General features: G+C 67.5%; 31 protein-coding genes. 28 read left to right on the top strand and 3 right to left on the bottom strand.

Translation table 11 applies throughout. The annotated features are described in order from the left end of the window. Nucleotides 1-20: 20 nt before the first annotated feature. Genes ACI3K3_RS20475 through ACI3K3_RS20455 form a run of 5 tightly spaced genes read left to right on the top strand, consistent with a single transcriptional unit; the run spans nt 21 to nt 3,365 of the window. Complete coding sequence (locus tag ACI3K3_RS20475) at nt 21-302, top strand: DUF3572 domain-containing protein (protein ID WP_404917075.1); 282 nt, start codon at nt 21-23, stop codon at nt 300-302. Then, the gene (locus ACI3K3_RS20470; protein ID WP_404917051.1) at nt 299-952 is read left to right on the top strand and encodes an HAD family hydrolase; all 654 of its coding nucleotides are present in this window, start codon (nt 299-301) and stop codon (nt 950-952) included. Before ACI3K3_RS20475 ends, ACI3K3_RS20470 begins: the two co-directional genes overlap by 4 nt. 43 nt (nt 953-995) lie before the next feature. Continuing rightward, a complete protein-coding gene (locus ACI3K3_RS20465; RefSeq protein ID WP_313435047.1) occupies nt 996-1,460 on the top strand; it encodes a RidA family protein in 465 nt (154 codons plus the stop codon). After that, a complete protein-coding gene (locus ACI3K3_RS20460) occupies nt 1,441-2,223 on the top strand; it encodes a glycerophosphodiester phosphodiesterase family protein (protein ID WP_404917049.1) in 783 nt (260 codons plus the stop codon). Before ACI3K3_RS20465 ends, ACI3K3_RS20460 begins: the two co-directional genes overlap by 20 nt. Then, nucleotides 2,220-3,365 carry a GNAT family N-acetyltransferase gene (locus ACI3K3_RS20455; protein WP_404917047.1) on the top strand — a complete coding sequence of 382 codons (1,146 nt, stop codon included), beginning with the start codon at nt 2,220-2,222 and terminating at the stop codon, nt 3,363-3,365. The genes ACI3K3_RS20460 and ACI3K3_RS20455 overlap by 4 nt, the downstream gene beginning before the upstream one ends. 107 nt (nt 3,366-3,472) lie before the next feature. Here the strand turns inward: ACI3K3_RS20455 and ACI3K3_RS20450 are convergent, their stop codons facing one another. Then, the gene (locus ACI3K3_RS20450) at nt 3,473-3,778 is read right to left on the bottom strand and encodes a hypothetical protein (protein WP_404917045.1); all 306 of its coding nucleotides are present in this window, start codon (nt 3,776-3,778) and stop codon (nt 3,473-3,475) included. Nucleotides 3,779-4,097: 319 nt separating this feature from the next. On the opposite strand from ACI3K3_RS20450, the gene dksA reads away from it, so the two are divergent. The 4 genes from dksA to ACI3K3_RS20430 all read left to right on the top strand — a co-directional run bounded on the left by dksA (nt 4,098) and on the right by ACI3K3_RS20430 (nt 7,226). Further along, nucleotides 4,098-4,556, top strand: coding sequence for an RNA polymerase-binding protein DksA (dksA, locus tag ACI3K3_RS20445; RefSeq protein WP_132264661.1), 459 nt, complete (start codon nt 4,098-4,100; stop codon nt 4,554-4,556). A gap of 222 nt (nt 4,557-4,778) precedes the next feature. Beyond that, a complete protein-coding gene (locus ACI3K3_RS20440; protein WP_313435056.1) occupies nt 4,779-5,156 on the top strand; it encodes a PilZ domain-containing protein in 378 nt (125 codons plus the stop codon). 137 nt (nt 5,157-5,293) lie between these two features. After that, entirely contained in the window at nt 5,294-6,775 is a 1,482-nt protein-coding gene (locus ACI3K3_RS20435) for an ABC transporter substrate-binding protein (RefSeq protein WP_404917042.1), read from the top strand. Between the two features lie 61 nt (nt 6,776-6,836). Beyond that, nucleotides 6,837-7,226, top strand: a complete 390-nt coding sequence (locus tag ACI3K3_RS20430; protein ID WP_404917073.1) for a DUF4112 domain-containing protein — start codon at nt 6,837-6,839, stop codon at nt 7,224-7,226. Nucleotides 7,227-7,235: 9 nt separating this feature from the next. On the opposite strand, the gene ACI3K3_RS20425 is transcribed toward ACI3K3_RS20430, so the two are convergent. Together ACI3K3_RS20425 and ACI3K3_RS20420 are read right to left on the bottom strand one after the other, a co-directional pair. Further along, nucleotides 7,236-7,778, bottom strand: a complete 543-nt coding sequence (locus tag ACI3K3_RS20425; RefSeq protein WP_404917040.1) for a nuclear transport factor 2 family protein — start codon at nt 7,776-7,778, stop codon at nt 7,236-7,238. A gap of 80 nt (nt 7,779-7,858) precedes the next feature. Next, a complete protein-coding gene (locus tag ACI3K3_RS20420; protein ID WP_404917038.1) occupies nt 7,859-8,497 on the bottom strand; it encodes a YqaA family protein in 639 nt (212 codons plus the stop codon). A 179-nt stretch (nt 8,498-8,676) separates the two neighbouring features. On the opposite strand from ACI3K3_RS20420, the gene ACI3K3_RS20415 reads away from it, so the two are divergent. The 19 genes from ACI3K3_RS20415 to ACI3K3_RS20325 form a co-directional block, all read left to right on the top strand. Next, a complete protein-coding gene (locus ACI3K3_RS20415) occupies nt 8,677-9,174 on the top strand; it encodes a hypothetical protein (protein ID WP_404917036.1) in 498 nt (165 codons plus the stop codon). Continuing rightward, the gene (locus ACI3K3_RS20410; RefSeq protein ID WP_404917034.1) at nt 9,167-10,495 is read left to right on the top strand and encodes a DNA-packaging protein; all 1,329 of its coding nucleotides are present in this window, start codon (nt 9,167-9,169) and stop codon (nt 10,493-10,495) included. Before ACI3K3_RS20415 ends, ACI3K3_RS20410 begins: the two co-directional genes overlap by 8 nt. A 55-nt stretch (nt 10,496-10,550) precedes the next feature. Then, a complete protein-coding gene (locus ACI3K3_RS20405) occupies nt 10,551-11,714 on the top strand; it encodes a phage portal protein (RefSeq protein WP_404917032.1) in 1,164 nt (387 codons plus the stop codon). Beyond that, nucleotides 11,711-12,019 carry a DUF6127 family protein gene (locus tag ACI3K3_RS20400; RefSeq protein WP_404917030.1) on the top strand — a complete coding sequence of 103 codons (309 nt, stop codon included), beginning with the start codon at nt 11,711-11,713 and terminating at the stop codon, nt 12,017-12,019. The genes ACI3K3_RS20405 and ACI3K3_RS20400 overlap by 4 nt, the downstream gene beginning before the upstream one ends. Beyond that, nucleotides 12,016-12,417 carry an HK97 family phage prohead protease gene (locus ACI3K3_RS20395; RefSeq protein ID WP_404917028.1) on the top strand — a complete coding sequence of 134 codons (402 nt, stop codon included), beginning with the start codon at nt 12,016-12,018 and terminating at the stop codon, nt 12,415-12,417. Before ACI3K3_RS20400 ends, ACI3K3_RS20395 begins: the two co-directional genes overlap by 4 nt. Nucleotides 12,418-12,481: 64 nt before the next feature. Continuing rightward, on the top strand, nt 12,482-13,624 hold the full coding sequence (locus ACI3K3_RS20390; RefSeq protein WP_404917026.1) for a phage major capsid protein: 1,143 nt from the start codon (nt 12,482-12,484) through the stop codon (nt 13,622-13,624). Nucleotides 13,625-13,765: 141 nt separating this feature from the next. After that, the gene (locus ACI3K3_RS20385) at nt 13,766-14,323 is read left to right on the top strand and encodes a hypothetical protein (RefSeq protein WP_404917024.1); all 558 of its coding nucleotides are present in this window, start codon (nt 13,766-13,768) and stop codon (nt 14,321-14,323) included. Further along, nucleotides 14,320-14,499, top strand: a complete 180-nt coding sequence (locus tag ACI3K3_RS20380; protein ID WP_404917023.1) for a hypothetical protein — start codon at nt 14,320-14,322, stop codon at nt 14,497-14,499. The genes ACI3K3_RS20385 and ACI3K3_RS20380 overlap by 4 nt, the downstream gene beginning before the upstream one ends. Nucleotides 14,500-14,502: 3 nt before the next feature. Next, nucleotides 14,503-14,892: a DUF3168 domain-containing protein gene (locus ACI3K3_RS20375; protein WP_404917021.1), complete on the top strand. Its 390-nt coding sequence runs from the start codon at nt 14,503-14,505 to the stop codon at nt 14,890-14,892. A gap of 29 nt (nt 14,893-14,921) precedes the next feature. After that, nucleotides 14,922-15,329, top strand: coding sequence for a phage major tail protein, TP901-1 family (locus ACI3K3_RS20370; protein ID WP_404917019.1), 408 nt, complete (start codon nt 14,922-14,924; stop codon nt 15,327-15,329). Continuing rightward, nucleotides 15,326-15,637, top strand: a complete 312-nt coding sequence (locus ACI3K3_RS20365; protein WP_404917017.1) for a gene transfer agent family protein — start codon at nt 15,326-15,328, stop codon at nt 15,635-15,637. The genes ACI3K3_RS20370 and ACI3K3_RS20365 overlap by 4 nt, the downstream gene beginning before the upstream one ends. Then, nucleotides 15,634-15,834 carry a phage tail assembly chaperone gene (locus tag ACI3K3_RS20360; RefSeq protein WP_404917015.1) on the top strand — a complete coding sequence of 67 codons (201 nt, stop codon included), beginning with the start codon at nt 15,634-15,636 and terminating at the stop codon, nt 15,832-15,834. Before ACI3K3_RS20365 ends, ACI3K3_RS20360 begins: the two co-directional genes overlap by 4 nt. Beyond that, nucleotides 15,824-16,393: a tail tape measure protein gene (locus ACI3K3_RS20355; RefSeq protein ID WP_404917013.1), complete on the top strand. Its 570-nt coding sequence runs from the start codon at nt 15,824-15,826 to the stop codon at nt 16,391-16,393. The genes ACI3K3_RS20360 and ACI3K3_RS20355 overlap by 11 nt, the downstream gene beginning before the upstream one ends. Before the next feature lie 22 nt (nt 16,394-16,415). After that, the gene (locus tag ACI3K3_RS20350) at nt 16,416-18,749 is read left to right on the top strand and encodes a TIGR02217 family protein (RefSeq protein WP_404917011.1); all 2,334 of its coding nucleotides are present in this window, start codon (nt 16,416-16,418) and stop codon (nt 18,747-18,749) included. Then, nucleotides 18,746-19,591 (top strand): DUF2163 domain-containing protein, encoded by an 846-nt coding sequence (locus ACI3K3_RS20345; RefSeq protein WP_404917009.1) that lies wholly within the window; start codon nt 18,746-18,748, stop codon nt 19,589-19,591. Before ACI3K3_RS20350 ends, ACI3K3_RS20345 begins: the two co-directional genes overlap by 4 nt. 8 nt (nt 19,592-19,599) lie before the next feature. Further along, nucleotides 19,600-20,016, top strand: coding sequence for a hypothetical protein (locus ACI3K3_RS20340; protein WP_404917008.1), 417 nt, complete (start codon nt 19,600-19,602; stop codon nt 20,014-20,016). 1 nt (nt 20,017) lies between these two features. Next, nucleotides 20,018-22,207 (top strand): phage tail protein, encoded by a 2,190-nt coding sequence (locus ACI3K3_RS20335; RefSeq protein ID WP_404917006.1) that lies wholly within the window; start codon nt 20,018-20,020, stop codon nt 22,205-22,207. A gap of 14 nt (nt 22,208-22,221) precedes the next feature. After that, nucleotides 22,222-22,680 (top strand): DUF2793 domain-containing protein, encoded by a 459-nt coding sequence (locus tag ACI3K3_RS20330; protein WP_404917004.1) that lies wholly within the window; start codon nt 22,222-22,224, stop codon nt 22,678-22,680. A gap of 188 nt (nt 22,681-22,868) precedes the next feature. Next, a partial coding sequence (locus ACI3K3_RS20325) for an outer membrane protein (RefSeq protein WP_404917002.1) occupies nt 22,869-23,472 on the top strand: 604 nt, incomplete at its 3' end.

Here is a 23,472-nt window from a genome sequence, read left to right as displayed (position 1 = left end):
TCTATGACACGCAAGCGAGACTGACAATTCTTCGAGAGTCGCCATCCCCATCGCAGGACCCGCAGGCGCTGGCACTCGCCGCCCTTGGCTGGGTGCTGACGGACCAGGACCGCGCCGAGCGTTTCCTGTCGCTCACCGGCCTGACCCCGGACGTGCTGCGCGCCTCGCTGGGCGAGCCTGCGACGATGGCGGCAGTGCTGGAGTTTCTCTGCTCGCATGAGCCGGACCTGGTGGCCGCCGCCGATGCGCTGGAGGTGACGCCGGAAACGCTGGTGCGCGCACGCGAAAGGCTGGGCGCATGACGAACCGCTCGGGCCGCCCCCTGCTCATCACCGATTGCGACGAAGTGCTGCTCTACATGGTCTCGCACTTCCGCGACTGGCTGGCCGAGGAAGAGGGCGTCACCTTCACCTTCGATCGCGGCGAGTTCTCGGGCGCCATGAGCCATATCGGCTCCGGCGAAGTGCTGGAACCGGCGGCGATGTGGTCGCTGCTGAACAGGTTTTTCGACGGGCAGATGCACCGGCAGACCCCGGTGGACGGCGTGGTGGAGGCGCTGCGCGAGGTATCCCACCATGCCGACGTGGTGGTGCTGACCAACCTCATGGATTTCCGCCAGGAAGCCCGCCGCCTGCAACTCGCGGAGCACGGCCTGGACTTGCGCGTCTTCACCAACCAGGGCCCGAAAGGCCCGGCGCTGAAGGCGATTCTCGACGAATATCAACCATCGCGCGCGGTCTTCGTCGACGATCTGGCCCAGCATCACGATTCGGTGGCGGCGGTAACGCCCGAGGTTGGACGCCTGCACTTCTGCGCCGAACCGCTGCTCGCACCGCATATCGCCTGCGCCCATGTCGCCGGTCATGCCCATGCGCGGATCGACCGCTGGCCGGACGCCGCGCCCTGGCTGATCGACTGGCTGACGCGCGCAGACGCCGTGAAGCAATCCTGATCTCTGCTCCCTACATCTCGCCCCCTACAAGGAAGACGCCAAGATGAGTGCAATCGAATCCCGCCTGGCCGAGCTTGGCCTCACGCTTCCCGAGCCTGCCGCTCCCGTCGCGGCCTATGTGCCGGTGGTGGTCGCGGGCGGCCTGGCCCATGTTTCGGGGCAGCTGCCCTTCGTCGAAGGCAAGCTGGTGACCGGCCGCCTGGGCGAGGACGTCTCGCTGGACGCCGGCGTGGAAGCGGCGCAGGCCTGCGCGGTGATGATCCTTGCCCAGCTCAAGGCCGCGCTCGGCTCGCTCGACCGCGTGGAGCGCGTGGTCAAGCTGGGCGCCTTCGTCAACTCCACGGGTGACTTCACCGACCAGCCCAAGGTCGCCAACGGCGCTTCGGAGCTGATGGTCGCAGTGTTCGGCGAACCGGGCAAGCATGCCCGCAGCGCCGTGGGCGTGCCGGTCCTGCCGCTCGGCGCCGCTGTCGAAGTGGACGCCATCGTTGCCGTTCGCCCTGCTTGACCGCTGGTGTTCGCCGCCGCCCGATCCGCGCAAGGTCGGGTGGATCGGCGAGCACGACTACGCCCATCGCGGGCTGCACGGCGCGGTGATCCCGGAAAACTCGCTCGCGGCCTTCCGGCTGGCGATCGAGGAAGGCTACGGGATCGAACTGGACGTGCAGCGCGCGGGCGATGGCACCCCGGTGGTCTTCCACGATTCGGTGCTGGATCGGCTGACGGCGGAAACCGGTGAGATCGCGCGCCGCAGCGCGGCCCAACTGGCTACGGTGACTCTGGGCGGATCGGCGGGCGGAACGGCGGAAAGCATTCCCAGCCTGCGCCAGACCCTTACCCTGATCGGCGGCCGCAAGCCGGTGCTGATCGAGCTGAAGTCCTCGCGCGGCACCCGCATCGCCCCGCTCTGCCTGGCGGTGCGGCGCGTGCTGGAGGGCTACACCGGCCCTCACGCGGTGATGAGCTTCGACCCCCGCGTCTCGCGCTGGTATCGGCGTCATTCTCCGCACACAGTGCGCGGCCTTATCGTTTCGGAGGGCGAGGATCGCGCCCTGCCCGGCAAGATCCGGCGCCACCTCGCGCTCTGGCAGGCCGGGCCCGATTTCCTCGCCTATGACATTCGCGACCTGCCCAGCCGCTTCGCCGCCGCGCAGCGCAGGCGCGGGCTCGCCCTGGCGACCTGGACCGTGCGCCGCCCGGACCATCACGAGCGCGCCGGCATCCACGCGGATGCCGTCATTTTCGAGCGTCCCTCGGAAGAACCGGCGTGAGCGATCGCGACAGCGGAGAGTTCGTCGCGCGCCTCCACGGTGCAGTGGGCGGGCTTCCGGCGGACGAGTGGGATGCCCTTACGGACGGCGGCAACCCTTTCGTGTCCCACGCCTTCCTCGCGGCGATGGAGGAATCCGGCAGCGTCGGTGGCGACAGCGGCTGGACGCCGGTGCCGATCACCGTGGCCGGCCCGGACGGCCGCCTGGCAGCGGCCCTGCCGGCCTATCTGAAGGAACATAGCCAGGGCGAATACGTCTTCGACCATGCCTGGGCAGATGCCTGGCACCGGGCTGGGGGAGCCTATTATCCCAAGCTCCAGATCGCCGTCCCGTTCACGCCCGCCACCGGTCCTCGCCTGCTGACCCGCCATGCCGAACTGGCCCCGGCCCTGATCGCCGCCGCCGAATCGGTCTGCCGCGACAATGGCCTGTCCTCCGCCCACGCGACTTTCGTCGAGCCCGCGCAAGTGCCGTTCTTCGAAGCGGCGGGATGGCTGCTGCGAGAGGATATCCAGTTCCACTGGGAAAACCGCGGCTATGCGGATTTCGACGGGTTTCTCGACGCGCTCTCGTCCCGCAAGCGCAAGGACATCCGCAAGGAGCGTGAGAAAGCACAGGAAGACGTGGAGATCCGCGCGCTTACCGGCAGCGACTTGCGCGAAGAGCACTGGGACGCGTTCTGGAGCTTTTACCAGGACACCGGGGCCCGCAAGTGGGGACAACCCTATCTCACGCGCGAAGCCTTCTCCGTGCTGGGCCGGACGATGGCCGACCGTATCCTGCTCGTGCTGGCCTATATGGACGGGCTGCCCGTGGCGGGGGCGCTGAACTTCATCGGCAGCGAGGCGCTTTACGGTCGTTACTGGGGCGCGCTTGTGGACAAGCCCTTCCTGCATTTCGAACTCTGCTATTACCAGGCGATCGACGCGGCCATCGCGCTCGGCCTGTCGCGCGTGGAGGCGGGGGCGCAGGGCGGCCACAAGCTGGCGCGCGGATACGAGCCGGTCCGGACGGTCTCGGCCCATTACATCGTCCACCAGGGCCTGCGCACCGCGATCGCCGACTATCTCGAACAGGAGCGGGCAGGCATTGCGGGCGACCAGCTTCTGCTGGACGAACGGACGCCTTTCCGGAAGCTCTAGGACGGATCGACATTCAGTTCAGGTGGAGCCGAGAAGCGTGATTTTCGAGCATCGAAGCGCAGGAAATCGCGCTTCGCAGGCCCGCATGGGCTGAATGTCGATCCGTCCTAGGCGGCGTGCCGCGCCTTGCCTGACAACCACTGACGCGCACGCCGCTGTGCTTCGGCGATTTCGCGCGCAGTCATATCCTCCGCAACTTCGGCCCGGCAGGTCGCCGCCTCGCTGTCACCGCCCAGAGCCGCGAGGTTGAACCACTTGTGCGCTTCGACCAGATCGCAGGCAGCGCCATGACTGCCGGTGGAGAAAACCACCCCCAGGTCGAAACAGGCCGAACCGTCGCCCGCCGCGGCGGCGGCAAGTCGTTCGGGCAGCAACATGTCCGGAGCCTCCGCCCCGATCGGAGCATGTTTCATCGTCTGCTAACCTCCGGTTTACGGCCATCGGGGTCCGATGCGACGAGGCGGGCACGAGAATGGCACCAGACTGGCAACCCGACGTTAAGGATAGACTTGAAGCATTCCCTGTAAGTTTACGGTGCAAGGTTGCTTCGAAAAACTGGTGCCTGATCGAACCGGCATTCAGGTTTTTTGTGGACTGCCATGGTTATAGCCTTGTGCAGGTAATAAGGCGGTCCTATAGGCCGCCGCACCGCGGTTTGCCGGGAGGCCACTGGAAAAATCCGGGGTCGCAGGGCGTAGGCAGGCCGGGGGGATTCGTGCGGAGATTCTCTGGATGGCAACGGCCCTAGCTGACGAAATTGATGTCCTCGCCAAGGCCAAGCGCATGCTTGGCGGTTCTTATGTTCCCGTAGAAAACGAAGCCTACATGTGTGAGGCTCAGCAAGACTACTTCCGGCGCCTGCTTCTGGCCTGGAAGAAATCGATTCTCGATGCATCCGCCGGTACGCTGGCACAGCTTCAGGACGGCCCGATTCGGGAGCCCGATCTCAACGATCGCGCTTCCAGCGAGACGGACTGGGGCATCGAACTGCGCACCCGCGACCGCCAGCGCAAGCTGATCGCCAAGATCGATTCCGCCCTGCGGCGCATCGAGGAAGGCGAATACGGTTACTGCGAAGTGACGGGCGAACCGATCGGCCTCGGCCGTCTCGAGGCGCGCCCGATCGCCACCATGACCGTGGAAGCGCAGGAAGCGCACGAGCGCCGCGAGAAGGTGTCGCGCGAAGAGTAGTCCTCTCCCTCTGGGGGAACCTTTCGCCCTGCTCGTTCACGGATGCCGGCACCTGCCCGGCCTCTGTGAACGGAGCGGGGCGTTAAGGCTTTCTTTGCCACTCGCTTCTAGGTATCGACAGGAACCGCGTCCCGCGCGCGGGGCCATGACTATCGCGAGCCCGTGTTCGTGATATCATCGGCCAGATCGAATGCCGCCAGATCGAATGCCGGACGAGAGCCCATGACCCAGACCGAAAATCGCCAGATCGCGCGTGACAGCCTGTTCCTCATGGCCGACTTGCGCATCGACGGCCTGGACGGCGAATACCGGATCAAGGTCCGTAACCTGTCCGCCGGCGGCATGATGGGCGAAGGCGGTATCCAGGTCATGCGCGGCACGCTTGTCGCCGTGAGCATCCGCAATATCGGATGGATCTCCGGTACCGTGGCCTGGGTGCAGGAAAACCGCTTCGGCGTGGCCTTCACCGAGGAAATCGACCCCAAGCTGGCCCGCTCTTCGGTAACCCCGGTGCCGGACGACAAGCCCGATTTCGTCCGCGACTACGAAGCGCAGTATGCGCCACCGACGACCGTCCAGAAGAACCTTCGCAAGCTCTGATCAAGGCAGGGCAATGCCACCGCGCGGGCATCCGGTGTCCGCGACATACCCCTGCCTCATCCGCGCTTCGGCAAAAAATCCGCGCAGCGGACCTCCCGCCATTTGCGCGGCGCGGCGAATCGACTAGGCCTTCTGTCATGTTCGCCTCGCGTAAAGTCCTGCGGCCCTTGGCCAACCTGGCGATCGCGCTGGCACTGTCCGCCTGCGGACAAACCGACAATTCCGCGCTGAGCATAGCCGTCATCGGTTCTCCCGGCGATGCTTTCGATGCCGATGCGGCTGCGAGCACGGCCGGCCAACTGGTGCGGGCCTCCACGACCGAGGGCCTGGTGTCTTTCGATGACAAGGGCCGCGTGATCCCTGCCCTCGCCGATCGCTGGATCGTGACCGACGATGGCCAAAGCTATATTTTTCGCCTTCGCGATGGAGATTGGCCTTCCGGTGAACCGCTGACCGCCGAATCGGCCAAGATCGCGCTCCGAACGGCTCTCGATGCGTTGGACGGCACGCCGCTCGCCTACGATCTGGCGGGCATCGAGGATATCCGGACGATGGCCGGCCGCGTCGTGGAAATCCGGCTCACCCGCCCGATGCCCTACCTGCTCCAGCTTCTGGCACAACCGGAACTGGGGCTGACGTTCAAGCAGCGCGGGGCCGGGCCGATGCGGCTGGAGCGCGATGGCGCGGTGGCGCGCCTTACCCCGATCGATCCCGCGACTATCGGTCTGCCCGCCATGGAAAACTGGACGCAGCGCGTCCGCCGCATCGATGTTCGGGCGCTGGACGGTCCGACCGCCGTGGAGGCCTTCAACACCGGCAAGGTCGATCTCGTGCTGGGCGGAGAAATCCAGGATTTCCCGCTGACCCGCTCGGTGGGCATCCTGCGCGGAACGATTCAGGTCGACCCGGTAACGGGCCTGTTCGGGCTCAGGATCATGAACGAAGATGGCTTCCTGGCGAACCCCGCGAATCGCGAAGCCCTGGCCATGGCGATCGACCGCGAAGGGCTGATCGCGCCGTTCAGCCTGGGCGGCTGGTCTCCCACCACCCGTCTGGTCTCGCCCAGTCTGGACGGCGATCTCGGCACCATCGGCGAGCGCTGGAGCGAGCAATCCATCGACGATCGCCGGGCCATCGCCGCCGAGCGGGTTCGACGCTGGACGGCGATGGACAAGGAAGCGAAGGGGCCGGTTCTTCAGGCCTGGCTGCCGGCGGGAAGCGGCGCGGATCTCCTGTTCGACAGGCTTTCCACCGATCTCGCCGCGATCGGCATTCGCCTCCAGCGCACGGAGAATCCAGAAGATGCCGACCTGCGCCTGATGGACGAGGTTGCCCGCTATCCACGTGCGGCCTGGTTTCTCAATCGCCTGGCGTGCAGCACCCGGCAGGGCCTTTGCTCCCCCGATGCCGATGCCCGGGTGGCCGAGGCCGCCACCGCCTCCCCCGAAGAGCGCGCCTCGCTGCTGACCGAGGCGGAAGCCGAGCTGACCGCAGCCAATGTCTTCATCCCCTTCGGTCCGCCGATCCGCTGGTCGCTGGTACGCGGCAGCGTCGCCGGTTTCGCGCCGAACACCTGGGGCTGGCACCCCTTGATGCCGCTGGCCTGGATACCCAGATAATCGTTCTGAACCTTTCAGGAGAAGCACGACTTTGGCGACTGGACAGACTTCCGCCCGCCGCATGAACCTGGACCTGCCGCTCGGGTCCGACCCGGTTTCCGTCAGCCGCCGCATCGAAATGCTGGAGCATGTGCTGGAAAGGGCGATCGCCCTGCCCGGCCTGCGCCGCAAGGTCGGACTCGATTCCGTGGTGGGGCTGGTGCCGGTGGCCGGAGACGTGATCTCTGCCGCGCTGGGCATGTATATCGTCTGGGAAGCGCGCAACCTGGGCATGCCGAAATGGCAGCTTGCCCGCATGACCGCGAACGTCGGCATCGATACGCTGCTGGGCGCCATCCCACTCGCGGGCGACCTGTTCGACTTCGTGTTCCGCTCCAACAGTCGCAACCTGCGGATCATCCGCAAGCATATGGACCGTCATCACCCCCACACCCGCGTGATCGAGGGGTAGGACGGATCGTCAGTCGGGCTTCGGCCGGCGCGGAACGGGCGGGCGATGATAGCTCACATCGCCCCGATCGCGCCGGGCCTGGCAGGGCTGCTCCGGGCTATAGGCACTGGACGGCGCGGGCGCATTTGCCGCCTTGGGCACGTCATAAGTCCCTTCCACGATCGTCACCCGGTTCGCGATACGCCATTCGCCTGCATGCTTGCGGAAATGATCGACGTAGCGCCCGGTGGACATGAAGTTCGGTCCTTGCGCCGTCACCCCCGAAAAGTGGTAGTACGTCTCGCAGAAGGCTTCATCGCCCGCCAGTTCGCAGACGTGGTTGAGAATCGCATGCTGGGTGGCTTCGAACATCAGCGTCGTGCGATCCGCCCAGTCCACGAACGCGTCGGGCGGGCCCACGAAATGGCCGTGATCCTCGATCGCGTCGTCCCAATAGCAGCTTCGGACGAGGGCATTGTCCAGCCGGTCCAGCCCGCGCGCATAGCGCAGGAGAACCTGGTGGATGTCATGCCGGTCTGCCAGTTCCGCCAACTTCGAGGACGCGTCCGTCACCCTGCTTCTCCTCGCGCGAAATGTTCGTCGCGCGAGGCTAATCGCCGCGATGCGTCAGGGTAAGCGGCAAGAGTCCAGGGTCATGCGGTTTTCGCGACGGCGATCACGTCGCATTTTTGATTGGTCTCCTTGGCACCGCCGCCGAGGAAGGCCACCGCCAGGAAGCCCGCCACCACGGCCACCGCGAAAGCCGCCGTCACTTTGCCCAGATGCTTGTCGATCACCGCCTTGATCGGCGCGCCGAACAGGCGGAACAGCACGCCCACGATCATGAAGCTGATCGAGCGCGAGACGACCGAGGCCGCGATGAACACGGCAAGGTTCATGCCGATGAAGCCGGCCGTGATCGTCAGCAGCTTGAAGGGGATCGGCGTTGCGCCCTTCACCACGATGATTTCCGCGCCGTATTCGCGCAAATAGCACGCTGCCTTGGGGAAGCTGTCCGCCAGGCCAAGCGCCCGCAGCAGCGTTTCTCCGAAGGCCGCATAAGCGAAATGGCCGATGGCATAACCCAAAAGGCCGCCCACCACCGACGCCAGCGTGGCGATGATCGCGAAGCGAATCGCCTTCTTCGGCTCGGCCAGGCACATCAGTCCTAGCAGCGGGTGCGGCGGCACGGGGAAGAAGCTTGCTTCCATGAAGGCGAACAGGGCCAGCCACCACTCGGCATGGCGGTGCGCCGCCTTGGCCATGGTCCAGTCGTAAAGGCGGCGCAGCATCGGGTTCTCCGGATCAGGATGGACGCCGTGCTTAGTAGGCCGACGGCATAGCGGCAAGCCATAACCCATTTGGTTATAAACCATTGACATTCCGATGCGCTATTGGTACAAATAGAGAACATCGAGAGCGATTGATTCGCTTCGATCTCTTTCGAACCGCCTCCACATTAACTCCAGGGATGGTCCTTATGGTCGAGCCGATACCGGCTCCGTCCGGCGCTGCACCGTGCCGGCGAGCCAAACAGATCGAGCCGCGATGGTGCAGGAATTTCCTGGCCGCGCTGGCCGAAACCTCGAATGTCAGCGCCGCCAGTCTCGCCGCCCGAGTACCGCCCGGCACGGCCTACAGGCTGCGCCGCGTCAATCCCGAATTCGCCCGAGAATGGCACGTCGCCCTTCTGGAGGGCTACGAAAACCTGGAAATGGAAGTTCTCTTCCGTTTGCGCTTCGGCGATCCCAAGGATGGGGACGTCAAGTTCGACAATGCCACGGCCCTCCGCCTCCTAGGCCTTCATCGCGAGACCGTGGCGCGTGAACGCGCCGCGCGCGAAAACGAGGATCTGGCCGCCGTGCGCGCCTCCATCCACGCCAAACTGGCGCAACTGCGCGCACAAGTCACCGCGCGTCGGGCTCTGGAAGCCGGCGCCGAATCCGCGGTGGAGGCAGGACATGGCTGAAGCCGATCCCCTCCACTGGCTGTCCCAGGCCGACGACGGCGAACTGGAAACTTTCGCTGTCGGGCTCGGCGCTTCCGGCCAGCGCGAATGGCGCTGGGACTGGCGGCTCTGGGCTCGGCCTTCGCAGGTCGCCCCGTCCGGAGACTGGCGCGTCTGGCTGGTCATGGCTGGACGCGGTTTCGGCAAGACCCGCTGCGGCGCGGAATGGGTCAACGAGATCGCGGAAACACATCCCGATGCCCGCATCGCGCTCGTCGCCGCCCATCTGGGCGAGGCGCGCTCGGTGATGGTCGAGGGCGAAAGCGGCCTGCTTTCGGTCGGCGCGCCGTGGCGTCGGCCCCTCTTCGAACCGTCGCTGCGGCGGCTGACCTGGCCGAACGGCGCGCAGGCCACGCTCTATTCGGCGGCCGAGCCGGAAGCGCTGCGCGGCCCCCAGCACAGCCACGCCTGGTGCGACGAGGTCGCCAAGTGGGACAATGCCTCGGCCCGCGCCGTGGCAAGCTGGGACAACCTGCTCATGGGCCTGCGGCTGGGGCAGGATCCGCGCGTCGTCGCCACCACCACGCCGCGCAGCGTGCCGCTGGTCATGCGCCTGCTGGCCGAAAGCGAGCGGGGCGACGTAACCGTGACGCGCGGCAGCACGTTCGACAATGCCGCCAACCTGCCCGACCGCTTCCTCGACACGATGCGGGATTCCTTCTCGCGCAGCCTGCTGGGACGGCAGGAAATCGACGGCGAATTGATCGCCGATATCGAAGGCGCGCTCTGGAGCCGCGCTTTGCTGGAAGGCTGCCGGGAGGAAGCCGCTCCGCAGTGCAACCGCGTGGTCGTCGGTGTCGATCCGCCAGCGTCGGAAGGCGGTGACGCCTGCGGGATCGTGGTGGTCGGCGTGGATGAAGGCGGCCTTGCCCATGTCATGGCCGACGCCTCGGTGGAAAAGGCCGGACCCGAACGCTGGGCCCGCGCCGTCGCCGGTGCGGCCGATGCCTGGCAGGCCGACCGCGTGGTGGCCGAAGCCAACCAGGGCGGCGCCATGGTCGCCTCGGTGCTGCGCGCCGCGCAACTCTCGCTGCCCCTGCGGCTGGTCCACGCCAGCCGCGGCAAAGTCGCCCGCGCCGAGCCGGTCGCGGCGCTCTACGAAGCGGGGCGAGTCCGCCATGCGGGACCGTTTCCGGCGCTCGAAGACGAAATGTGCGGCCTGATCGCCGGCGGCTCCTATCAGGGACCGGGGCGCTCGCCCGACCGCGCCGACGCGCTGGTCTGGGCCTTGAGCGAGCTGATGCTCGGCAAAGGCGGCGCACCTCGGGTGAGAGTGGCCTGATTTCTCCGGATGCGGTTCGCACCGCTCCAGACACTTTTTGAAAGGAACCCCCGCAGTGTCCTTCATCGATACGCTCGTCGCCGCCTTCAAGGGCGAGAGTGCCCGCGTGCCGCTGGCGCGAGGTCCGGCTTCGCCCTGGTTCTTCGCCGAAAGCGGCGGGGGGCGTGCTCCCTTCGAATATGGCTCGGCGGTGCGCAGGGCCTATCTCGAAAACCCCGTGGCCCAGCGCGCCGTGCGGCTGGTTGCCGAAGGTATCGGCGGCGCCCCGCTCAGGCCTGCCGACCCCCAGCTCATGGCGCTCGTCACCGAGACAAGTGCCGGGCAGTCGCTGCTGGAGACGCTGGCCTGCCATCTCCTGCTCCACGGGAACGCCTATGTGCAGGTGCTGAAGGATGCACGCGGACGCCCGGTCGAGCTGTTCGCCCTGCGGCCCGAGCGTGTCTCGATCGTCGCGGGAGAGGACGGCTGGCCCGCCGCCTTCGCCTACGATGTGGCCGGGCGGCGCCTGACGATCCCCCTGCTGGACGAGGACGCCTCTCCCAACATGATCCACATCCGCCACTTCCACCCGGCGGACGACCACTACGGCGCAGGCTGCCTCGCCGCCGCCGACGAAGCCGTGGCCACGCACAATGCCGCCTCGCAGTGGAACCGCCAGCTCCTGGAGAACGCGGCCCGCCCCTCGGGCGCGCTCGTCTACGAGGCGGAAGACGGCAATACGCTGACCGGCGACCAGTTCGACCGGCTCAAGACCGAACTGACCCAGGCCTATGCCGGCTCGGGCAATGCCGGACGGCCGATGCTGCTGGAGGGCGGCCTCAAGTGGCAAGCTATGGCCATGACCCCGGCCGACATGGACTTCGCCACGCTGAAGGCCGCCGCCGCCCGCGACGTGGCGCTGGCCTTCGGCGTGCCGCCGATGCTGCTCGGCCTGCCCGGCGACGCCACTTACGCCAATTACCGCGAGGCCAACCGCGCGCTCTGGCGACTCACCCTGCTGCCGCTGGCAAGCAAGATCCTGACGGGGCTCTGCGAGGGTCTTTCGCCGTGGTTCCCCGGCCAATGCCTCGCCATCGACCTCGACCGGGTTCCCGCCCTCGCGGAAGACCGCGAGCGGCTCTGGACGCAAGTCAGCGCCGCCGACTTCCTGGACGAAGACGAGAAGCGATCTCTGCTCGGACTGGCGCCGCGCTCGACCAACGAAGGGAACAAATCATGAACCAGAAGGATATGCTCGCCGGCCTTCTCGCCCAGGCGGCAACCGAAGGCAGTGAACTCGTGACCCTGCGCGCCATCGTCGAGGAAGCCAGCGAGGTCGGCGCGCGGCGGATGCTCTCCCGGATCGGGCTGGACGATGCCACCGCGCCGGGCGATCTCTCCGAACTGCGCGAGCTGCTCCAGGCGTGGCGCGATGCCAAGGCTTCCGCCCAGGCCGCCGCGATCGGCTGGCTGGTGCGCGGCATGCTGGCGCTGCTGCTGCTCGGCCTGGCGGTACGGTTCGGCGCCGGGGAGCTGCTGCGATGAGCGCCTCGCTTCGCTTCGCCGGATATGCCGCGCTGTTCGCCAGGCGTGACGCGGGGCGCGACATCATCCTCCCCGGAGCGTTCGCCCGCACCCTTGCGGAACGGCGCGATCCGCTCCCGCTGTTCTGGCAGCACCGCCCGGACCTCCGGATCGGCTGGGTCGAGACCGCCGCCGAGGACGCACGCGGCCTGCGCGTGGTCGCCTCGGTGGACAACCCGGACGGCGCGGCCGGGCTCTCGCTCCGGCGCGGCACGGTGACGGGCCTGTCGTTCGGCTACCGCGCCCGCGCCAGCCGCAACAGCATCGAGGGCCGCGAACTGCTCGATCTCGACCTGTTCGAGGTCAGCCTCGTCACCCACCCGATGCAGTTCGGCGCACGGGTGCACCTGATCTCCTGACCACCCGAACGCCTCCTTTTCCCGCCGCCACGATTGGCGGCTCCAACCGAAAGGTCCAAGCCCGATGGAATCCCCTATCCCCGTCGAAAACCTCGACACCTCGTTCGACCTCGTCGCCCGGCAGGATGCCACCGAAGCCGCCGTCGAAACCCTGCGCGGTGATGTTCAGGATGTGAAGGCACGGCTTGACCGCGTCAGCCGCGCGGCGGCACGTCCGGTGATCGAAGGCGCCGCCGCTTCCGCCGCCAGCGTCGAAGTGAAGGGCTTCGTCGACGGCTACTTGCGCTCGGGCCGCGAGAGCGAAATCAAGTCGATCTCCGGCACCGTGGCTTCGGACGGCGGTTACGCAGTGCCGCGCGAAGTCGATGCGCTGATCTCGGCCCGACTGAAATCGATCAGTCCGATCCGCTCGATCGCCCAGGTCGTGCAGACCGGCACGGCAGGTTATCGCAAGCTCGTCACCACCGGCGGCACCTCCTCGGGCTGGGTGAGCGAGACCGGCGCCCGCGTCGAGACCGCCACCCCCAGCTTCGCCGAGATCGCGCCGCCTTCCGGCGAGCTCTATGCCAATCCCGCGGCCAGCCAGGCCATGCTCGACGATGCCGCCTTCGACATCCAGTCCTGGCTGGCGGACGAGATCGCCGCGGAATTCGCCCGCGCGGAAGGCGCCGCCTTCGTCAGCGGAACGGGCACCAACCAGCCCAAGGGCTTCTTGCAGGCGCCCAATGCCGCCACCACCGATGCCGCGAGGCCGTTCGGCACGCTCCAGTTCCTGGGCTCGGGCAATGCCACCGGATTCGACACCGCGCCCGAACTCAAGCTGATCGACCTCGTCCATTCGCTGAAAAGCGGCCATCGCCAGGGCGCAAGCTGGGTGATGAACGCCAAGACCCTCGCCGTGGTGCGCAAGCTCAAGGCAGCGGACGGCTCGTTCCTGTGGCAGCCGGGGCTGATGGAAGGCCAGCCGAACCGCCTGCTGGGCTATCCGGTGGTCGAGGCAGAGGACATGCCGGATATCGCCGCGAATGCCCTGCCGATCGCCTTCGGCAACTTCCGCGCCGGCTACCTCATCGCCGAGCGCAGCGCGACGTCGATCCTGCGCGATCCCTTCACCAACAAGCCCTTCGTCCACTTCTACGCGACCAAGCGGATCGGCGGCCAGGTGCTCGATTCCGACGCGATTAAGCTGCTCAAGATCACGGCCTGACGCCATCCAGGCCGCGTGGGAAGCCCTTCGTCCTTTTCCCTTCCCACGCACCTTGAACAGCGGCCCGCGCCATCGCCCGTCCCCTTGCCAAAAGGGCGACGGCGCGGGCCACCCGCCTCCTTCTTTCCGATCGGAGACTCCATGAACCGGGTCATTCTTACGCCGGCCGTGCTGCCGTCCTCGACGCTTGCCGAGCTCAAGCAGTGGCTCGGCGTGACCACCCTGCACGACGATGCGTCGCTTTCCGCCCTGCTCGCCTGCGCGCTGGAAACCTGCGAGGCCTTCACCGGCCGCATGCCGCTAGCCGCCTCCTGCGAGGAAATCCTGCCTTCCCAGGCGGGATGGCATGCCCTCTCAACCCGCCCGGTCCAAGCCATCACCCTGGTCGAGGGCATAAGCCCGGACGGCACCCGCTTCGCGCTTTCCACCGGAACCTACGAGGTCGATCTCGATGCCGATGGCACCGGGCGCGTGCGATTTCATTCCGGCACGGCGCACAAGGTTGCGGTGCGCTTCACCGCCGGGCTCGCCGACGACTGGCATAGCCTCCCCGATGGCCTGCGCCATGGCGTGATCCGGCTGGCCGCGCATCACCACCGCCAGCGCGACGGAGACGGCGCCAGAGACGGCACAAGCCCGCTTCCGCCCGCCTCAGTCGCGGCCCTCTGGCGGCCCTGGCGAAGGATGCGGCTGACATGAGCGGCATGATCCAGGCCGACGCCGCGCCCTCCTTCGCCGCCCTGGCCCGGCGCCTTGCCGATCGCGCCGGAAAGATCGCCGCAGCCCATGCCGAAATGCGCGCTCTGACGACACGCGGCGATGAAAGCCGCTGGCGCCGCGCCGACCTCGTCTGGCCGCTTTTCGCGAAAGGATAAGTGATGGAAATCGCCCTCCGCGCCGCCCTGATCGACTGGCTTTCCGCCGATCCCGCGCTCGCCGCCCAGCTCAATGCCATAGTCGAGGAGGCCCCCTCGCGCACCAGCCTGCCCTGGCTGGCGATCGCGTCCAGCGCCAGCACTGACTGGAGCTGCAAGACCACGCCGGGCCGCGAAGTGCGCGTCGCTCTGGAACTCCACTGCCGGGGCGACGCGCCCGAGACGGCGGTTACTCTCGTCGCCGGGATCGAGGCGCGCCTCGCGGGCCTGCCGCGCGATCAGGCCGGGTTCCAGATCGTCACTGCCCAGTTCCTGCGCGCCCGCGCCGAACAGCGCAGGGAAAGCCGCCGCGCCGTCCTGCTCGAATATCGCTTCCGCCTCCTCGCCGCCTGATCCTCCACCTTCATCCAAGGAGACACCCCATGCCCGCCCAGAAAGGCAGCGCCTTCCTTCTCAAGATCGCCGACGGCGGCTCGCCCGCCGCCTACCAGACCGTCGCAGGCCTGCGCACGACGCAGATGTCGGTGACGGGCGACACCGTCGTCGTCACCAGCAAGGACAGCGGCGGCTGGCGCGAACTTCTGTCCGGCGCCGGGGTGCGCTCCGTTTCGGTGAGCGCGGCGGGTATCTTCCTCGGCAGTACGGCCGAGGCGAAGATCCGTGCCAATGCGCTGACCGGGACGCTCGACGACTACGAACTTAGCTTCGAGGACGGCGAGCGACTGCGCGGCCGGTTCCTCGTCCAGCGGCTCGACTATGCCGGCGATTTCAACGGCGAGCGCAACTACACGATCCAGCTCGAAAGCTCGGGCGCGGTGGCGGCGGCATGACGTTCGCCAATCCCCTGCGCGGCGAAGCCTCGCTAACCATCGGCGGCAGCGCGCATGTCCTGCGCCCCAGCTTCACCGCGCTGGTCGCCGCCGAGGAGGAACTCGGCCCGCTGTTCGCCCTGGTCGAGCGAGCGGGTGAGGGCCGGCTCCGCCTTTCCGAAATGGCCGCCCTGTTCTGGCATTGCCTCGATCCGCGAAGCGCCATCACCCGCGAAGCGGTCGGCGAGGCCGTGCTCGCTCAGGGGCTTGCCGCCTGTGCCGCGCCGTTGCGCGCATTGCTGGGCCAGATCCTGAAAGGCAGCGGATGAGCGAGCCCCGGTTCGCTCCGGCGGCGCTGGCGCTTTGCGGGCTGGCCGCCCGTGCGCTGGGCTGGCGTCCGCCGGAATTCTGGGCCGCCACCCCCGCCGAACTCGCCGCCGCGCTGGGCCTGCTCGCGGGTCACGAACCCGCTGGCCTCGACCGATCCCTGCTGGAAAAGCTGATGGAGCACGACAATGAGCGATGACATCGACAGCCTGCTGGTGGAAGTCCGCGCCGGCACCGAAGGCTTCACCCGCGACATCGCGCAGATGCGCGCCAGCATCGACGGCGATCTGGTCTCGGGCTTCACGCAGGCCGGCCAGGCGCTGGAAAAGGGCCTGACCGGCGCGATCCGGCGCGGCACCCTCGGCTTCGACGACCTGAAGCGGATCGCGCTCGGCACGCTGGGCGAGATCGCCGCGCAATCCATGCAGGGCCTGCTGGGTTCGACGGGTGGCGGGTCCGCTGCGGCAGCGGGAGCCCTCGACCTTTCCGGGCTGGTATCGGGCCTGCTCGGGCTACCCGGCCGGGCCACGGGGGGAAACGTCTCCCCCGGTCGCGGCTACGTCGTCGGCGAGCGCGGACCGGAGCTTTTCGTTCCCACTTCCGCCGGGCGCATCGAAACCGCAGCCGCTGCTCCGGCACGTGACGTCAGGGTCGCCATCAACATGACCGGCCCGCGCGGGTCCAGCGTGCCGCAATCGCTCCAGCGCTCGTCCCGCCAGGTGGCCAGCGCGGTGCGCCGTGCGCTTTCCGCCCGCTGATCCCTTTCTTTCGGAGACCCCCATGGCATTCTGGCTTGCGAGCAAGCGCAACGGGCAGGCAAGCGACTGGATCAGCCGCTTCGACCCGCGTTTCTGGACCGTCAATTTCCCACGCCCGATGATGGCCTCGATCGTCTCGACCGGCCCGGACTCCCTGCGCGTGGATGCGTCCTTCCTGCGCAAGGGCGACCTCGGCGGGCTGATCTGGGACAGCGAGGACGGGCTCGACCATCCCCTGCTCGCCTATCGCACCGACCGCGATTATGCCCACACCTCGCTCAGCTTCCGCTGGCGTTCCTCGGGCGTCATTCCGCTCGATTCCGGCATCGGCCCGACGTTGACGGTCGAGGGCCGGGACGCGCAAGGCGCGGCGCGGGTCTGGTACGTACGGCTCTGGAACTATGCCGAGGGCACCGGCGAGGATGCGCGGATCACCTTGCGCTTCTCCGAACTCGACGCCGGCTTCTCCCTGCCTTCCGCCGACCGGGTATGGCCGGGGGCGATCGACCGTATGTTCATCTCCTTCTGCCCGCCCGGCTATGACGGCAGCGCCGATCCACTCGCGGCCGAAGCCGAGGGCTGGATCGAACTGAGCGAGATCCGCACCGACGGCGCGCGGGCCATGGTGGAGATCGGGGATGTGATCCTGCCGCCCAACGGACTGGCCATGGCCACCGGCTTCGACGACCAGGGCGTGCAGACCCCCGCGCGCCTGCTGCGCAGCGTGCGGCAACTCGGCTACCGGGGCTCGCTGGTTCACTATGTCGGCATGAGCCATTACTTCCGGCTCGCCGCCATGGACGGCGCCTTCCTTGTCGGCCATGCGCCCGATCCGCTCAATGCCCCCACGCGGGCCTGGCACCGCGCCTTCTTCGCGGAATGCTTGGCACTGGGTTTCAGCCCGGTCGCCTCGCTGTCCTACGAACTGCTCGACCAGCACTGCCCTGCCGCCTGGAAGCAGCGGGACTTCGAAGGCAAGCCCGCCCTCACCGGCTGGGATCCGCCCTCCACCTTGCTCTCGCCCGCGAATGTCGAGGCGATGGACTGGCTGCAATCGGTGGGAGCGGCCTTCGCGCGCCTGATGATCGAAGCCGGTGCACCGGTGCGCTTCCAGGTCGGCGAGCCCTGGTGGTGGTGCTTCGCGGATGGACGCATCTGCATCTACGACGATGCCGCGAAAGCGCGCCTCGGCGGCACACCGCCGTCCATCCCGAACTTGCGCGCACCGCTGGACGCGCCGCGAAAGGCACTGCTGGATGCCGCCGGTGCCATCCTGGCGCAATCCACGACCGATCTCGTCACGGCCGTCCGCATCGCCGTCGCGCCCGGCGTTGTGGAAGCCCTGGCGCTGGTCTTCACCCCGACCGTGCTCGATCCGGCCATGCCTGAAATGTACCGCGCCAACCTGCCGGTCGGCTGGGCTTCCCCGGCGTTCGACCGGCTCCAGGTGGAGGACTACGACTGGCTCACCGCCGGCGCCGATGCACTGCGTCGCGCCGCCTACGCCACCGTGAACCAGCGCCTTGGCTATCCACCGCACGAGCAGGACTATCTAGCCGGGTTCGTGCTGAAGGCCGAGCAAGCCGACCACTGGCGCCGCATCGACGCGGGCATCGACGAAGCTCTCACCCGCGCCCCCCACGAAGTGGTGGTCTGGGCGCTGCCGCAGGTCGCCCGCGACGGTTTCGTCCGCCTTCCCCTCCCCCCTTCAGGAGCCGATCAGATGCAGGCTTTCGACGAAGTGCCCTATCCGCTTGCCCTGGGACGCGACGCTACGGTGATTCCGGAGTTCTCAACGACGATCTCGGTCACGGCCTCCGGCTTCGAGCGGCGCAACAGCCTGTGGTCCGATGCGCGGCTGCGTTTCGACCTGGGGCCCGGCGTGCGCTCGGAAGCCGAACTCGGCGAACTGCTGGCCTTCTACCGCGCCCGGCGCGGCCCGGCGCGCGGTTTCCTCCTGCGTGACCCCAGCGACTTCAGTTCGAACGGCATGACCGGCGATCCGACCGCCGCCGATCAGCATCTTGGCACCGGCGACGCGCTGCGCACCGCCTATCCGCTGGTGAAGCGCTATGGCACCGGCGAGGAACCGCAAGTCCGGCGCATCACCCGCCCAAGGCCGGACAGCCTGCTCATCGCGATCGACGGAGAATTGCAGCGCGGCGGCTGGCGCCTCGATGCGCTCGGCGTCGTGCTGTTCGACCAGGCACCGCCAACCGGCGCCATCGTCAGCGCGGGCTTCCGCTTCGACGTCCCCGTGCGCTTTGCCGAAGACCAGCTCGAAATCGGCGGCGCAGCCTTTGCCGCCGGTGAAGCGCCGAGCGTACCGGTCGTCGAAATCCGGGAGGCATCATGAGCCGCGTCTGGTTTACCGGCGATCTCGAAACGGTCGCCACCTTCTGGCGCCTCGATCGGCGTGACGGCGTGACGCTGGGCTTCACCACCCATGATGCCGACCTCTGGTTCGATGGGCTGCTCCACCGCGCTTCGCCGGGCATGGTGCCGTCCTCGATCCGCAAATCCGCCGGGTTCGAGCCGGACAACGCCGAAGTCCGGGGCAGCCTCACCCATGAGGCGATCTCGGCGGACGACCTCGCCACCGGCCGATACGACGGTGCGCGCGTGACGATCGGCCTCGTGGACTGGGAAACGGGCGAGCGCGACAGGCTCTATACCGGCACGATCGGATCGATTTCGCAGGAGGACGGCGCCTTCTCCGCCGATCTCGTGTCGCGGAAGGAGGATTTCGCCCGCGATCCCGTTCCGCGCACGAGCCCATCCTGTCGCGCCGCGTTCTGTGGGCCGGGCTGCAATCTCGCGGCCCAGCGCTTCACCATCGAGGTCCGGCTCGCCGATCTCGATATCGAGGACAACACGCTTTCGCTTGAGGCCCCAAGCGATGCTGCACTCGATCCGGCACTCTACGCGGGCGGCGCCTTGCGCTGGCTGGAAGGTCCGCAGGCGGGGATGACGATGCGCGTGATCGGCATGACCGAAAGCCGGTTGATGGTCGATGCGCCGCTCGATGCTCAGGCGCCGCCGGGCACCCGCGCGTTCCTGCGCGAGGGCTGCGACCACACCCTCGAAACCTGCGGCGCGCGGTTCGGCAATGCGGCGAACTTTCGCGGCGAGCCCTTCCTGCCGGGAAACGACATGCTCACCCGCTATCCCGCTCCGGATGGCCCAGGGCCCGCATGATGGCCAGCATGACCGGAGAAGACCTCGCCGCCTCCGCCCGCGCCCTCGTCGGCGCCCCCTTCCGCCTCAATGGCCGAGACCCGAGCATCGGGCTGGACTGTCTGGGCGTGGTGGCCGCCGCCATGCAAGCAACGGCCCTGGTGCCGAACGGTTATCGCCTGCGCTCCCTGCGGTGCGACGATGCGGACGCCATCGCCGGCAAGCTGGGTCTGCTCCCGGACCCGAATCCGGTCCAGCCGTCCCCGGTGGCACCGGGCGACGTGCTGATGTTCCGGCCCGGCCCCTGCCAGCACCACCTCGCCATCGCCGTGGACCGCGCGAACATCGTCCACGCCCATGCCGGACTCCGTCGCGTCGTGCTCGGCCCGATCCCCGCAAACTGGCCGATGCTGGCCTGCTGGCGCCTGCCTATCGAAAGGAATTGACATGGCAACACTCGTCTTCAGCGCCGTCGGGACCGCGCTAGGCGGCCCCATCGGCGGCGCGATCGGCTCGATGATGGGAAGGCAGCTCGACACGGTGGTGTTCGGTTCGCCCCACCGCGAAGGCGCCCGCCTGAAGGAGCTGGAAGTCACCACCTCCAGCTATGGCCAGCCCCTGCCCCGCCATTTTGGCCGCATGCGGGTGGCCGGACAGATGATCTGGGCGACGGACCTCGCCGAAAGCAGCGAAACGCTCGGCGGCGGCAAGAGCGGCGCCGCGATCACGTCCTACGCCTACACCGCCAGCTTCGCCGTGGCTCTTGCAAGCCGCCCGATCACGGGGCTCGGCAGGATCTGGGCTGACGGCCGTCTGCTGCGCGGGGCGGAGGGTGACCTCAAATGCGCCGGCACCTTGCGCATCCACCACGGCCATGCGGATCAGCCCTGCGACCCTCTGATCTTCGCCGCCGAGGGGAATGCGCGCTGCCCCGCCCATCGCGACCTCGCCTATGTCGTGTTCGAGGATCTCGACTTGTCGGAGTTCTACAACCGCATCCCCTCCCTGACTTTCGAAGTGCTGGCCGACGAGACCTTTGATCTTGCCGCCATCGTGGGCGATCTGGTCGAGGATGTGGAAGCCGCCGTACCGCTTGACGGCTTTCTCGGCATGACCTGCAACGGCCCGCTTAGCGGCGCACTTCAAACCATCGACCAGGTGATCCCTCTCGATCTCGATGCCGGGCCCGAAACGCTGGTCATCGCCCGAAGGCTTCGGCAAGCGCGGAGCATAAACCTCGGCGAGGCGACGATCTCTGCCGATGACGGCGAATTCGGCGGAGCAAGCGGCTTTTCCCGCGACCGCGCCATAGCCGACGACACGCCCGTCTCGCTGCTGCGCTATTTCGACAGCGAACGCGATTACCTCCCCAGCGTGCAGCATGCCTCGGGACAAGCCGCCATCGGTGCGCCGCGCGCCATCGAACTGCCCGTCGCCCTCGACGCGACTACCGCCAGAACCCTGATCGAGCGCAACCGCCGACGGGCGGACTGGAGCCGCGAGCGGATAACCTGGCGCACCGGCGCTCTCGACCCCGAGGTGGCGCCCGGCGCTCTCGTCAGCTTTCCGGGGATCGCCGGGCAATGGCGCGTGCTGGAATGGGAGTGGCGCCATACCGGGGTGGAGATTTCCGCCGCGCGCGAAGCCACGCTCACTGCAGACATGCCAGGTCAGGCGAGCGCGGATCCGGGCCGGATCAATCCCCCGCAAGACCTGCCTTCCGCCGAAACCGTCCTGACCGCCTTCGAACTGCCCCTCGATCCGACCGGCGGCGATTCCGGACGACCGCGCTTGTTTGCCGCCGTTTCCTCAGCCGGTGCGAACTGGCGGGGCGCCGCGCTCTTTGCCGATCGCGGCGACGGCGAACTGCACCCGCTTGGTCCGAGCGGTCGTCGGCGGACGATCATGGGCACGACCCTGACCGGGCTGCCCGCGTCGAGCCCGCTCCTGTTCGCGCGCGGATCCGGCCTGGAGGTCGTGTTGGTCGACCCCGCCATGCAACTCGGCTCTGCAACGACAAGGCAACTCGCCGAAGGCGCGAACCTCGTGCTGGTCGGCGACGAGATCCTCCAGTTCGCCCAGGCCATCTCGCTAAGTGGCGGACGCTGGCGACTCTCCGGATTCCTGCGCGGTCGCGGCGCGACGGAGGCCATCGCTCACCTGCCCGACGAACCTGTCGTGCTGCTGGACGGCTCCTCTATCGCGCTCGACGCCGCGATCGTCGGAACCGCTGTCGATCGCCGGATCGTCGCGCTCGGTACGGGTGATCAGGCGGCCGTGCTCGCGCCTGTGCGCGCCAGCGGACTGACCCTGCGTCCGCCCGCACCGGTCCATCCCCGCGCGATGCTGGGAAGCGACGGCGTGCTGTCCCTGCGCTGGGTGCGGCGCGCGCGCGGAGAATGGACGTGGCAGGACGGCATCGACGTGCCGCTGGTGGAACAGGCCGAAAGCTATCTGCTCGGTTACGGGCCGGTCGGAAGCCCGATCGCGACCTGGACCCTCACGCAGCCAAGCGCCGAACTGTCGCCCGCCACGCTGGCCGAGCTTTCCACGCGGCTACCGGGCGGCGTGTTCCGCGTGCGCCAACAGGGCACCCATGCGCTTTCCGCCCCCCTCACCCTGTTCCAACTCACCTGAGCCGAGGATTTTCCATGAGCGATCCCATCCAATTCGAAAGCACCAGTCCCAGATTCGACTTGCCGCTGCTCTATGCCGGCCAGGCGCAGAAAGAGGCCTTCGTCAACGAAGCCCTGTCGCGCTGCGACATGTTGCTTCACGGCACTGTCCTCGGTGAGCGGACCGACCCTCCGGAAAATCCCGCATCGGGCGAAACGTGGCTGGTCGCCGCCGGAGCGACCGGCATCTGGGCGGGTCGCGATGGGCATCTGGCCGGCTTCCAGGGCGGAAACTGGCTGTTCGTCGCCCCTCGGGAGGGCCTGAGGATATTCGACCTGTCCACTGGCCAGGAACGCCTGTTTCATAATTTTTGGAGAAAATCTTCCCTTCCCCTGGAACCACTTGGAGGGATGACAGTTGATGTTCAGGCTCGGGCAACGATCGTTCAACTGATCGGCGCCCTGCAAGTCTTGGGTATCATTCCATCAGCATAACGAGTGGCGTTGGACAGGGGTAACACGGTGCAGTCGATTTCCAATAAAGGGGTCACACGCTTCACCAACCCCCCGAAAACGCGACATTTCTGCAACAGTCGCACGCAATGTGCGCTTGCACACGGAAAGCTGAGGGGGTAGACACTCGAGGCACTCGGTGGCTCCAAATCTCTTAGTAGGGGAAACATATGAGGAAACTCGTCCTTGGCCTGGCGCTGGCTTCTACAGCTATCGCCACGCCCGCGCTTGCGCGCGACAACTCGTGGTATCTTGAGCTCGACGCCGGCGCGATGATCGTCGAAGACGCCGATCTCAACGTGAACGGTGTTAGCAACGCCGCCACGGCGGAATTCGGCACCGGCTTCGACGGCGGCGCCGTTCTCGGTTACGACTTCGGTCCGTTCCGCCTCGAAACCGAAGCCAGCTATCGCCAGGCTTCGTTCATGGGCAGCAACGGCCCCGACGGCAGCAACCTGACCTTCATGGTCAACGGTCTGCTCGACTTCGGTCCCGATGACGGCCTTCAGGGCTATGTCGGCGGTGGCGCCGGCGTGGGTCGCGTTCACTACGACATCTTCGACGATTCGGACACGGGCTTCGCCTGGCAGGCCATCGCGGGTATCCGCGCGCCGATCAGCAGCCGCGTGGACGTCGGCCTGAAGTATCGCTTCAGCAACGTCAACAACCTCGACTTCGTCGATGTTGCAGGCAACGAGATCAGCACCAAGTGGCGCTCGCACTCGCTCCTGGCGACCCTGGGCTACAACTTCGGCGAACCGGCAGCTCCCCCGC

Source organism: Novosphingobium sp. ZW T3_23, from assembly GCF_044987305.1.
In the GTDB taxonomy this organism is placed as follows: Bacteria; Pseudomonadota; Alphaproteobacteria; order Sphingomonadales; family Sphingomonadaceae; genus Novosphingobium.
Note: the sequence above shows the minus strand (reverse complement) of the source record. Positions and strands in the feature narration are given on the sequence as shown.

Coding starts and splice junctions, on each gene's coding strand:
- ACI3K3_RS20470 (WP_404917051.1), top strand. CDS start 299: ATGACGAACCGCTCGGGCCGCCCCCTGCTCATCACCGATTGCGACGAA.
- ACI3K3_RS20465 (WP_313435047.1), top strand. CDS start 996: ATGAGTGCAATCGAATCCCGCCTGGCCGAGCTTGGCCTCACGCTTCCC.
- ACI3K3_RS20450 (WP_404917045.1), bottom strand. CDS start 3,778: ATGAAACATGCTCCGATCGGGGCGGAGGCTCCGGACATGTTGCTGCCC.
- dksA (WP_132264661.1), top strand. CDS start 4,098: ATGGCAACGGCCCTAGCTGACGAAATTGATGTCCTCGCCAAGGCCAAG.
- ACI3K3_RS20440 (WP_313435056.1), top strand. CDS start 4,779: ATGACCCAGACCGAAAATCGCCAGATCGCGCGTGACAGCCTGTTCCTC.
- ACI3K3_RS20435 (WP_404917042.1), top strand. CDS start 5,294: ATGTTCGCCTCGCGTAAAGTCCTGCGGCCCTTGGCCAACCTGGCGATC.
- ACI3K3_RS20430 (WP_404917073.1), top strand. CDS start 6,837: ATGAACCTGGACCTGCCGCTCGGGTCCGACCCGGTTTCCGTCAGCCGC.
- ACI3K3_RS20420 (WP_404917038.1), bottom strand. CDS start 8,497: ATGCTGCGCCGCCTTTACGACTGGACCATGGCCAAGGCGGCGCACCGC.
- ACI3K3_RS20415 (WP_404917036.1), top strand. CDS start 8,677: ATGGTCCTTATGGTCGAGCCGATACCGGCTCCGTCCGGCGCTGCACCG.
- ACI3K3_RS20410 (WP_404917034.1), top strand. CDS start 9,167: ATGGCTGAAGCCGATCCCCTCCACTGGCTGTCCCAGGCCGACGACGGC.
- ACI3K3_RS20400 (WP_404917030.1), top strand. CDS start 11,711: ATGAACCAGAAGGATATGCTCGCCGGCCTTCTCGCCCAGGCGGCAACC.
- ACI3K3_RS20395 (WP_404917028.1), top strand. CDS start 12,016: ATGAGCGCCTCGCTTCGCTTCGCCGGATATGCCGCGCTGTTCGCCAGG.
- ACI3K3_RS20390 (WP_404917026.1), top strand. CDS start 12,482: ATGGAATCCCCTATCCCCGTCGAAAACCTCGACACCTCGTTCGACCTC.
- ACI3K3_RS20385 (WP_404917024.1), top strand. CDS start 13,766: ATGAACCGGGTCATTCTTACGCCGGCCGTGCTGCCGTCCTCGACGCTT.
- ACI3K3_RS20380 (WP_404917023.1), top strand. CDS start 14,320: ATGAGCGGCATGATCCAGGCCGACGCCGCGCCCTCCTTCGCCGCCCTG.
- ACI3K3_RS20375 (WP_404917021.1), top strand. CDS start 14,503: ATGGAAATCGCCCTCCGCGCCGCCCTGATCGACTGGCTTTCCGCCGAT.
- ACI3K3_RS20370 (WP_404917019.1), top strand. CDS start 14,922: ATGCCCGCCCAGAAAGGCAGCGCCTTCCTTCTCAAGATCGCCGACGGC.
- ACI3K3_RS20365 (WP_404917017.1), top strand. CDS start 15,326: ATGACGTTCGCCAATCCCCTGCGCGGCGAAGCCTCGCTAACCATCGGC.
- ACI3K3_RS20360 (WP_404917015.1), top strand. CDS start 15,634: ATGAGCGAGCCCCGGTTCGCTCCGGCGGCGCTGGCGCTTTGCGGGCTG.
- ACI3K3_RS20355 (WP_404917013.1), top strand. CDS start 15,824: ATGAGCGATGACATCGACAGCCTGCTGGTGGAAGTCCGCGCCGGCACC.
- ACI3K3_RS20350 (WP_404917011.1), top strand. CDS start 16,416: ATGGCATTCTGGCTTGCGAGCAAGCGCAACGGGCAGGCAAGCGACTGG.
- ACI3K3_RS20345 (WP_404917009.1), top strand. CDS start 18,746: ATGAGCCGCGTCTGGTTTACCGGCGATCTCGAAACGGTCGCCACCTTC.
- ACI3K3_RS20340 (WP_404917008.1), top strand. CDS start 19,600: ATGACCGGAGAAGACCTCGCCGCCTCCGCCCGCGCCCTCGTCGGCGCC.
- ACI3K3_RS20335 (WP_404917006.1), top strand. CDS start 20,018: ATGGCAACACTCGTCTTCAGCGCCGTCGGGACCGCGCTAGGCGGCCCC.
- ACI3K3_RS20330 (WP_404917004.1), top strand. CDS start 22,222: ATGAGCGATCCCATCCAATTCGAAAGCACCAGTCCCAGATTCGACTTG.